This window comes from Desulfococcus sp. (genome assembly GCF_041737845.1).
Taxonomy (GTDB): Bacteria; Desulfobacterota; Desulfobacteria; order Desulfobacterales; family Desulfococcaceae; genus Desulfococcus.
Window position 1 is genome coordinate 1 of sequence record NZ_JBGSQX010000020.1, and the last position, 2867, is coordinate 2867.

The following is a 2867-nucleotide window of genomic DNA, read 5'->3' on the forward strand; positions in this document are numbered from 1 at the left end:
GGCGACGCCGGTTCACCGGTGTCCGGCTTCGCCTGCGGGCCGTCCTTGGGGGGGGCCGGCGCGTTCTGCGCGGCCTGCTGCTTCTGCTGCGCCGCCAGCACCTTTTTGGCAAATTCCAGGTTTTCGGCGGCATCCCGGTCATCGGGCGCCATTTTCAGCACCGCCTCATAGTTTTCGATGGCCCGCTTCACATCCTGCCTGCGAAAATTGGCGTTGCCGAGGTTGAAGAGCGCATCGCGCCGGACGGCCCTGTCCTCGGATGCGGCGGCGCCCTCGAGGCTCTTCGCCGCCGCGTCGAAGTCGCCCAGCCGGTAGTAGGCGCTGCCGATGTTGTAACGGATCTCCGGGTCGTCGGGGGCGTCGAGCTGGGCGTCGATGAAATGCTTCAGGGCGCCCTCAAAATCCTCCTGCCGGTAGGCCGACACCCCGTCCCGCAGGGCGTCCGCATGGGCCGCGGCCGGCGAATTCAGAATGATCAGCATCAGTATCATCCAACCGGCCCCTCCGCCCGCCTTCTTCCGGGACGGCAGGCACATCTCCGCCATCAGGGCCGCCACGGCGAGGAAGAGCGCCCACTGATACCGGTCTTCCCACACCTGCTTCCGGCCGCCCTGGAGCGTCTCCATCTCCATGCGGCCTCGGATATCCCGGGTATAGATGGCATCCAGGTCCATGTCCCCCGCCGTGGAGGCGACATAGGTGCCCCCGGTGGCGGCCGTCATCTGCCTGAGGGTTTCTTCGGCAAGCCGGCTGACCACGATCTTTCCGGCCCGGTCTTTCAGGAAGCCGCCCCCGGGATCATTGACCGGAACGCCCTCCCGGGTTCCGACGCCGATGCAGAAAAGCGTAACGCCGGCGCTTCGGGCCGCCTCCGCGGCCTTCAGGGGGTCGCCCGAAACGCCCGTGTCCTCCCCGTCGGTGATAAGGATCACGGCTTTTTCCCGGGACCCCCTGGCGTCGAATGCCGACTGGGAAGCGGCCACCGCGGCGCTGATGTCCGAACCGCCGACGGGAAGGGATTCCGGGGCAAGGGACTCCAGAAACAGGTGAAACGCCCCGTAATCCAGCGTCAGGGGGCACTGCAGGAAGGCCGTCCCGGCAAAGGCGACCAAGCCGATCCGGTCTCCCTGGAGAAGGCCCAGGAGGTCGTAGACCTCCCGCTTGGCGCGGTCGAGGCGGGTGGGCGATATGTCCCGGGCCAGCATGCTCCTGGAGCAGTCCAGCGCAATGATGATGTCGATGCCCTTCCGCTCGATCTCCTGCCAGCGAAATCCATACTGGGGGCCTGAAAGCGCGACGGCGGCCCAAAACAGCGATGCCAGGACCAGCGCGGCCTTGAGCCATCGCGGCCCGTGGCTCGTTCCGGCGACGATGGCGCCCTGCCCTTTTTCGGAGGCAAACCGATGCAGGATCCCTCGCCGGCGGTGCATCCCGTAAAGGAAAAAGAGAAGCAGCACCGGCAGCGCCCATATGAGAAAAAGCATCTCGATCCTTACGATCTTCATGGAACCCTCAAAAAGCGCGTATTCGTCAGGACCACCCACAGCCCCAGCAGGATAAACGCCGGCACCAGGAAAAACGGATACAGATCCCGGTTCTCGGAAAACCGCTCGACCGTGACCTCGGTCTTTTCCAGACGGTCGATGGTTTCGTAGATGGCTTCCAGTCCGCCGGTGTCCTCCGCCCGGAAATAGCTTCCCCCCGTCCGCCGGGCGATGGCTTTCAGGGCATCCTCGTCGATGTCGACCCGCTGGTAGACATACCGCTCGCCGAAGAACGGGTCCTTGACCAGGAATGGGGCCTCCCCCCGGCTCCCCACGCCGACGGTGTAGATCTTGACCCCCTTTTCGGCGGCGATCCCGGCGGCGATATCCGGGGGCAGTTCACCGGTGTTGCTCTGGCCGTCCGTCAGCAGGACGACGACGTTGGAAACGCTCTCGATATCCCCGATCCGCTTGAGGGAGATGCCGATGGCATCCCCGATGGCGGTGTTTTTCCCGGCCGCGCCGATCTCAAGCCGATCGAGCATGGAGATAATGGTGTCGTAATCCCGGGTCAGGGGGATCTGGGTGTAGGCCTGGCTCCCGAAAACCACGAGTCCGATCCGGTCGCCTGCGCGTTTTCGAACGAAATCCGCCACGACCCCCTTCACGGCCTCAAGGCGGTCGACGATCTTGCCTTTCCGCTTGAAATCCAGTGCCGCCATGCTCTCGGAGAGATCGACGGTGAGGATGATGTTGATGCCCTCGGTCAGGACGTTCATCCGCTCCGTCCCCCATTGGGGCCGGGCCAGGGCCAGGACCATGAGGCAGAGGGCGGCGTATTTCAGGGCCGGCAGCCTGCGCCCCGCGCGAAGGCCCATGGACGGGGGGATCCCCCGGGCGCCTGCCAGGCCCGGCATGGCCATCTCGGGGGATCTTCCGGTTCGGCGCCGGATCCGGAGGATCACGGGAACGGCCGACAGCAGGAGGAAACAATAGGGGGATGCGAATCGAAACATGGTCTATCCGTCGTTCCCGTGTCCGGCGTCGGGGGCGTCACCCGCCGCGGGGGTGGTCTCCCTCACAAACCTCCGGGCAAAATCGAGATCCGCTTGCATCCGGTCGACCGAGGCGGGCCGGCCTGCATAGGTGACGGGCGCCGCCTCCGAAAAAAACCGCGCAAGGGACGCAGCGAGGCCGCGGCCGATCTCCGGGCGGGCCATTTCGGTCAGAAGTTCCTCGGTGGTCATCTCGGGGGCCGGGATGCCGAAACGTTCCTGCAGGTACCGCCGCAGAATGGCCGAAAGCCTGAAATAGAAGATCCTGCCGTCCGCCCCGCCGACCCCGGAAAGCTCGTCCAGGGCGCCCAGGGCGACGGCGTCCGGC

General features: G+C 65.6%; 3 protein-coding genes. All 3 read right to left on the minus strand.

Annotation, left to right across the window (positions count from 1 at the left end):
* Positions 1 to 1505, minus strand: a 1505-nt coding sequence (locus tag ACEW8N_RS02645) for a VWA domain-containing protein (protein WP_373498244.1), incomplete at its 3' end; no start/stop codon positions are given.
* Entirely contained in the window at positions 1502 to 2500 is a 999-nt protein-coding gene (locus ACEW8N_RS02650; protein ID WP_373498245.1) for a VWA domain-containing protein, read from the minus strand. The genes ACEW8N_RS02650 and ACEW8N_RS02645, both read right to left, overlap by 4 nt.
* Positions 2501 to 2503: 3 nt before the next feature.
* Positions 2504 to 2867: hypothetical protein (locus tag ACEW8N_RS02655; protein ID WP_373498246.1), on the minus strand; the 364-nt coding region annotated here is incomplete at its 5' end.

Excerpts from the sequence above, each read along its gene's own strand:
- ACEW8N_RS02650 (WP_373498245.1), bottom strand. The coding sequence starts at position 2,500 with ATGTTTCGATTCGCATCCCCCTATTGTTTCCTCCTGCTGTCGGCCGTT.